We start from the raw sequence: 7,479 nt of genomic DNA on the forward strand, positions 1-7,479 counted from the left end.
GATGGCTTTCCTTTTTTAAAGGAGATGTGTAGGATGAATAAAAATATTGAAATAAAAAAAGTTGGGATCAATGGAGAAGGAATTGGTTATTTAGATCGTAAGATCGTATTTGTACCTGGAGCATTACCAGGAGAAGAAGTTGTTGTAGATATTGTTAAAAGAAATAGAGGATATAGTGAAGGAAAATTAGTGAAAATTTTAAAACCGGCTAAAAACCGAGTTAAACCACAATGTTTTCTATATGATAATTGTCAAGGCTGCAATATGATGCATATGACTTATTTATCACAGTTAAAAGAAAAAAAAGAAGCAGTTCGAGAATCAATTAGAAAATATAGTGAATATGATTTATCAAAAACTGTTTTTAAAGATGTGATCAAAGCTGATAAACAAACTGGTTATATTACTAGTGTTAATTTACCAGTTGTTCGATTTAAAGATAAAATCACATTTGGTATTTATCAACGTGAAAGTAAGTATTTAACAGTTATGAATCGCTGTTTAAAACACCATCCTTTGATTAATCAATGTTTGAATGATTTGGAAACAATTCTTACAAATGAAGATTGTCGAGTTTATAATGATAAATTTAAAACAGGACTTAGATTTTTAAAAGTAAAATTAGTTGAAGATAAAATTCAATTAGTTTTCATTACTGGTCGTGATGGTTTAAGTGATCAAACAGTTAAACAGATCAGTCAATTACCATATGTTGCTGGAATATTTATGTCAGTAAATACATCTAAGTATCAAGAGTTTGATGAAACTGGTTATTCAAAGTTATATGGGTCATCACGTTTAGAAATGTATCATGATGATAAAAAATATTTAGTAGGTATTAAAACTAAATTACCTGAAAATATTGATATGATGTGGAAAGAAAATCAAATTGTTAAAACAATGGTTAAAGATAGCCAGAAAATAATTTCAATTAATTGTAAAGCAGGATTTTTAGAGTTAAATTTAGACCAGGAAGAAATTATTGCAATTGATGAAAAGAAATATCATATTGAAGATGCTAAATTAAATGCTAAGTATTTAAATCGTGATAATATTAAATTTATCGCTGGAAAAGTAGATGAAAGAATAGTAACTCACGCTAAAAAGAAAATTTATGATACTTTGATTATTCATGGTGATCGAACAAAAATTAGTGAAAGAATTATTAATACAATTAAAATAGCACGTTTTAATACAGTTATTTATATTAGTCAATCACATTCATCATTAGCTAAAGATATTGCTGAGTTGGATAAAAGTTATGATATTGAACGAATCGCTGGTTTAGATACATCTTGTCATAATACTTATTTGACAACGATTGTAAAATTAGTTCGTAAAGCAAGATAGAAGGAGGAAAAGTAAATGGAAATTAAATATCAGCCACATGGGGTATGTTCAAGACAAATTATTATTGATGTTGAAGATGGCATTGTAAATAGTGTTAAATTTGTAGGGGGATGTTCAGGAAATACTCAAGGTGTAGCAGCATTGGCCAAAGGTATGAAGGTTAATGATGTAATAGATCGTTTAGAAGGGATTCGCTGTAATAGTAAACCAACAAGCTGTCCTGATCAATTAGCTAAAGCTTTAAAAGAAAACGCAAGATAGTGGAAAGCGATTTCCACTTCTTTTCATTTTATCGCTAAATTAACATATAATATCATAGGTGATTATATGTTGATTAAAATAAAAAAATTACAATTAATTTGTGGAATAATCTTATTGATGCAAGTATTATGTCCAATGTGGATTATTCCTTTTCATTTATTAGCAGTAATATTATCAATTGTTATTATTGGCTGGCAAAAGAAATTTTGTGTCTTACAAGTACAATATCATTACTATATTTTAATTCTTTATGCCTATCGAATCTGGTTATTAAATTGTCCGGCTTGGGATATTTTTAATACCTTATATTTATGTTTGTGTCTTTATTTAGCAATAATGATCATATTGTTTTCATTTCGGGCAATTTTGTAATATCTTTTTAAATAGCTTATTTAGTGGTATAATAGAAACAGTATGAAAGGATGTGGAGATGATGCTAGGACATTTACAAGTTTATAGTTCATATAGTTTTCAAAATAGTACTATATTGATCGATGAGTTGGTTAAGAAAGCTAGTGATCTCCATTTTGAGGCACTAGCTTTAACTGATAAAGACAATATGTATGGGGCAATAGAGTTTTTTAAAGCTGCTAAAAAATATGGAATTAAACCAATATTTGGAATTGAAGCTAGTGTTTTAATTGAAAGTGAAGTTTATCCATTATTATTATTAGCTAAAGATACTGCTGGATACTTTGATTTGGTAAAAATTACTAGTGAAATTTGTCTAAGTGATAAAAAAGCTATTCCATTATCACACTTAGCGATGCATCAAGAGCATCTTTTTGTTATTTCAGCTTGTAAAGAAGGAATTATTGAACGTCTTGTTTTAAAAGAACTAGATTCTCAAGCCCTCCAATATATAGAGTTATTTAAAAAGTCTTTTAAAAACTTTTTTATCGGGATTCAAAATCATCATTTAGCTTTACAACAAAAACTAAATGAAAAATTAATCGCACTAGCGACAATAGAAAATGTTGAAATATGTGTAACCAATGAAGTACGTTATTTAACACCTGATGAAGCTTATACTTTAGATTTACTACAAGCTTCTTCAAGACAAACAACATTAGAATTAAATCATCAAGTATTAACAGATCAATTATATTTAAAATCTAGTTATGAAATGGATAGTATGTTTGATTTAAAATATATTGAAAATACTAATAGAATTATTAGTTTATGTAATGCAACAATTCCTACTGATTGCATGTATTTGCCTAAATATCCAGTTCCTAATAATGGTAAGGCTAGTGAATATTTAAAACAATTATGCTTTGTAGGTTTAAAAAAACGTTTTAAAGGTAGTGAAGTACCACATAAATATTTTGAACGTTTAAACAAAGAGTTACAGGTAATCAATAAAATGGGATTTGATGATTATTTTTTAATTGTTTTTGATTATGTGCGTTACGCTAAAAAAAATAAAATAATAGTTGGTCCAGGCCGGGGCTCTGCTGCTGGTAGTTTAGTAGCTTATGTTTTAGGTATTACTAATATTGATCCTTTAAAATATGATTTATTATTTGAACGTTTTTTAAATGAAGAAAGAATTAGTATGCCGGATATTGATATTGATTTTCAAGATGATCGTCGTGATGAAGTAGTTGAATATGTAGCTCAAAAATATGGTCATCAACATGTGGCTCAAATTGTTACATTTTCAACCTATGGACCAAAGGTGGCTATTAAAGATCTAGGTAAAGTATTAAAAGTGCCATTGCCACGTTTAGAATTATTGGCTAAAAATATCCCGACTGATTCTAAGAATCGAAAATCGGCAAAAGAAGTTTATGAAACATCTTATAATTTTCAAAATATGGTTAATAAAGATCAGGCCTTATCTAAGATCATGCCTTCAGTTTTTATTGTTGAAAAATTACCACGTAATATTTCGACCCATGCTGCTGGTGTGGTTTTATCAAATGAACCGTTAAATCAGATCGTACCCTTAGTTAAAGGACCAAATGATGGTGTTGTTACTCAGTATTCTAAAGATTATATTGAAGATGCTGGTTTATTGAAAATGGACTTTTTAGGTTTGAAGAATTTAACGATGATTGATCATATAATCAAAGATATTGAAAAGAATTATAATATTAAAATAAATATTAATGAGATTGATTTTAATGATCAAAAAACTTATCAAATGATAAGTCGCGGTGAAACATTTGGGATTTTCCAATTAGAGTCATCAGGAATGAAAAATTTGCTTGTTAAAATGAAATGCGATTGTTTAGATGATATGATTGCTGCAATAGCATTATATCGTCCCGGACCAATGGCTAATATTCCATTATATATTGCTCGTAAAACTGGTAAAGAACCAGTTACTTATCCATTACCTTGTTTAAAATCAATTTTACAATCTACATATGGGATTATGATATACCAGGAACAGATAATGCAAGTTGCCCAAAGAGTTGCTGGGTTTTCGCTTGCTAAAGCAGATATCTTGCGTAAAGCAATGTCAAAAAAAACGGCGAGTTTGATGCATTCAATGCGCAATGAATTTATTGAAGGTGGTTTAGCTAATGGTTTTAGTCAAGATGAGGTTGAAGAAATATATAATTTAATTGAAAAATTTGCTGATTATGGTTTTAATAAAGCCCACTCAGTTGCTTATGGTTATGTTGCTTATTATTTAGCTTATTTGAAAGCTAACTATCCATTAGAATTTTTTAGTGCCTTGTTATCAAATGGCCAAAGTGGTGATTCTAATAAAATTAATTGTATCCAGGAAGCTAAAAAGTATGGCATTAAAATTTTGCCGCCATCAATTAATTATTCAACTAATCGTTTTAAAGTAGAAGATGGTAATATTCGTTATTCATTAATGGCGATAAAAAATGTTGGTTATGCTGGATATCAAGCGATTGTTGAACAAAGAAATAAAGGTTTGTTTAAAGATATTTTTGATTTTATTTCCCGAATGGAAGCAAGCAAGGTTAATAGTAAAATGTTAGAAAGTCTAATTATGGCTGGAGCATTTGATGAGTTTAAATTAAATCGAATGACCATCAAAGAAAATTTACATAAAATCATGGAATACGCCGAGTTGAAAAATACGATTGGTATTGATGAACCGCCAATTTTGACAATTGTCAAAGATAATAAAATGAAAGTTTTAGAAGAAGAAAAAATGGTTTTGGGTGTTTATTTATCGATGCATCCAATTGCTTTGATAAAACAAAATTTAGATGTTAAAATTGTTGACGTAAATCAATTAAATAGATATATTAATCAAAACGTTCGATTGGTCTTAAATGTTACCCGAGTAAAAGTAATTGTTGATAAAAAAGGACAAGAAATGTGTTTTGTCGATGGAAGTGATGAAACCGGAACAGTTGATGGAGTTGTTTTTGCTTCTAATTTCCAGGCTTTAAAAAAGGTTTTAGTACGTGGTAATATTTATTTAATCGAAGGTAGAGTTAATTATCGTGATAAATTATCATTAGTAATTAATCAAGCTAGAAATATACGCTAAGAAAGGAATATATAGATGAAAGAATTAGTATTAATAGATGGTAATTCATTGTTGTATCGGGCTTATTATGCAACGGCAGCAATGGGAAATTCAATGATGAATAAAGATGGAATTCCAACTAATGCTGTTTTTGGTTTTGCTAATATGCTTGAAAGTGTTTTAAAAGGAAATCCTGAATATCTAGTAGTAGCTTTTGACTATGGAAAAAAGACATTTAGAAATGATTTGTTTGAAGTTTATAAGGGAACTAGAAGTGCTACGCCAGATGAACTTGTATGTCAGTTTTCAATGATTAGAGAATATTTAACTGCTCATGGTATTAAATACCAGGAAGTTGAAGGCTATGAAGGTGATGATGTTATTGGAACGATTGCTACTCTTGCAAGTAAAAACCGTTTTAAAGTCAGCATTGTTACAAGTGATAAAGATATGTTGCAATTAGTGACTGATGAAATAAGTGTTTATTTAACTAAAAAAGGAGTTGGTGAATTAGAAAAAATTACACCGGCTAAATTTAAAGAGATGTATGGTTTAATTCCTGATCAAATGCGTGATTTAAAAGGTTTGATGGGAGATAAATCTGATAATATTCCTGGTATTCCTGGTGTTGGTGAAAAGACTGCTTTAAAGTTATTAAAACAATATCATACTGTTGAAAATTTAAATGATCATCTTGATGAATTAAAAGGTAAGATGGGTGAAAAAATCCGTAATAATATTGATCAAGGGTTGTTATCGAAAAAAATTGCAACAATTATCAAAGATGTACCAATAGATATTAATCTAGAAGATTATCGTTACAATGGACATGATTATAATGAATTAGCTGATTTTTATCGTCGTTATGGTATGAATTCATTGTTAAAAAGAATGTCTATGAATAATGAAGAAGCAAATCCAATTAAAGAAGTTCCAGTTGAAATAGTAAAAAATTTACCAGTTATCAAGCGTGATAGTGCTTTAGTCGTTGGAGTTTATGATAGTAATTATCATCGCTCCATGATAGTTGGATTTGCAGTTTATAATGATAGTGAAGCTTATTATATTGGTATTGAAGATGCATTGAATTGTGCTAATTTTAAAGATTTTATTGCTTCTAATGAAATTGAAAAATATGGCTATGATATTAAAAAATGTATCAATGCTGCTAAATGGCATGGATTAGAAATTAATAATTATGTTTTTGATTTACAGTTAGCATCATATATCTTAAATCCAAGTTTAAAAGATGAAATTCGTAGTGTTTGTGAATACTATGAATATTATGATGTCTATTATGATGAAGAAGTATATGGAAAAGGGGCTAAAAAGAAAGTTCCCGAAACAAGTAAAGTTGCTGATCATTTAATTAAACAGGCTAAAGCAATTTATTGTTTAAAAGATAAAGCAATTGAAAAACTAAAACATGAAAATCAATATGAATTGTATAAAGATGTTGAAATGCCTGTTGCTAAAATTTTAGCTAAGATGGAATATCAAGGAGCTAAAATTGATTTAGATGTTTTAAAACAATTACAACAACAATTTGGTAGTGAAATTAAAATTTTAGAACAAGAAATTCATCAGTTAGCTGGTAAAGAATTCAATATTGCCTCACCAAAACAGTTAGGTGAAGTATTGTTTGTTGATTTAGGCTTGCCAAATGGTAAAAAGACTAAAACTGGTTATTCGACTTCAGTAGAAATTTTAAATAAAATCAAAGAATTCCATCCAATCGTTGATAAAGTTTTAAAATATCGAACATTAACTAAATTATATTCAACATATATAGTTGGTTTGCAAGATCAAGTATTTGTTGATGGTAAAATTCATACTATCTATAATCAGGCGTTGACGCAAACAGGAAGATTGTCTTCAACTGATCCTAATTTACAAAATATTCCTGTTAAAACTCCAGAAGGAAAATTGATTCGTAAAGCGTTTATACCTGAAAATGATTATTTAGTATCTTTTGATTATTCACAAATCGAACTTAGAGTATTGGCTCATTTAGCTAATGTTAAATCATTGATCAAAGCATTTAATGAAGATAAAGATATCCATCGCCACACTGCTAGTGAAGTTTTTAATGTACCAGAAGATCAAGTTGATAGTACAATGCGTCGAAATGCTAAAGCTGTTAACTTTGGAATTATTTATGGTATGTCTGATTTTGGTTTAGCTGAACAAATTGGAGTAAGTGTAGCGCAGGCTCGTGAATTTATTAAAAGTTATTTTGAAAATTATCCAGAAATAAAGACCTATATGGATAATAATATTGCTTTTTGTAAAGAACATGGTTATGTAACGACAATGTTGAATCGTAAACGTTTTATTCGTGAAATTAATGAAAAAAATTATATGCGTCAGGAATTAGGAAAACGTTTAGCGATGAATACGCC

5 protein-coding genes are annotated in these 7,479 nt (G+C 28.8%); all 5 read left to right on the forward strand.

Annotation, left to right across the window (positions count from 1 at the left end; all coding sequences use genetic code 11):
- Nucleotides 1–33 precede the first annotated feature (33 nt).
- Complete coding sequence (gene rlmD / locus B5E92_RS11035) at nt 34–1,350, forward strand: 23S rRNA (uracil(1939)-C(5))-methyltransferase RlmD (RefSeq protein ID WP_087302140.1); 1,317 nt, start codon at nt 34–36, stop codon at nt 1,348–1,350.
- A 15-nt stretch (nt 1,351–1,365) separates the two neighbouring features.
- Entirely contained in the window at nt 1,366–1,611 is a 246-nt protein-coding gene (locus B5E92_RS11040; RefSeq protein WP_087302142.1) for a TIGR03905 family TSCPD domain-containing protein, read from the forward strand.
- A 66-nt stretch (nt 1,612–1,677) separates the two neighbouring features.
- The gene (locus B5E92_RS11045; RefSeq protein ID WP_087302143.1) at nt 1,678–1,983 is read left to right on the forward strand and encodes a hypothetical protein; all 306 of its coding nucleotides are present in this window, start codon (nt 1,678–1,680) and stop codon (nt 1,981–1,983) included.
- A gap of 61 nt (nt 1,984–2,044) precedes the next feature.
- Nucleotides 2,045–5,098, forward strand: a complete 3,054-nt coding sequence (dnaE, locus tag B5E92_RS11050; RefSeq protein ID WP_087302145.1) for a DNA polymerase III subunit alpha — start codon at nt 2,045–2,047, stop codon at nt 5,096–5,098.
- Between the two features lie 15 nt (nt 5,099–5,113).
- Nucleotides 5,114–7,479, forward strand: a 2,366-nt coding sequence (gene polA / locus B5E92_RS11055; protein WP_087302147.1) for a DNA polymerase I, incomplete at its 3' end; no start/stop codon positions are given.

Origin of the sequence: Erysipelatoclostridium sp. An15 (genome assembly GCF_002160675.1) — a bacterium.
GTDB classification, from domain to species: domain Bacteria; phylum Bacillota_I; class Bacilli_A; order Erysipelotrichales; family Coprobacillaceae; genus Thomasclavelia; species Thomasclavelia merdavium.

Coding starts and splice junctions, on each gene's coding strand:
- rlmD (WP_087302140.1), top strand. CDS start 34: ATGAATAAAAATATTGAAATAAAAAAAGTTGGGATCAATGGAGAAGGA.
- B5E92_RS11040 (WP_087302142.1), top strand. CDS start 1,366: ATGGAAATTAAATATCAGCCACATGGGGTATGTTCAAGACAAATTATT.
- B5E92_RS11045 (WP_087302143.1), top strand. CDS start 1,678: ATGTTGATTAAAATAAAAAAATTACAATTAATTTGTGGAATAATCTTA.
- dnaE (WP_087302145.1), top strand. CDS start 2,045: ATGCTAGGACATTTACAAGTTTATAGTTCATATAGTTTTCAAAATAGT.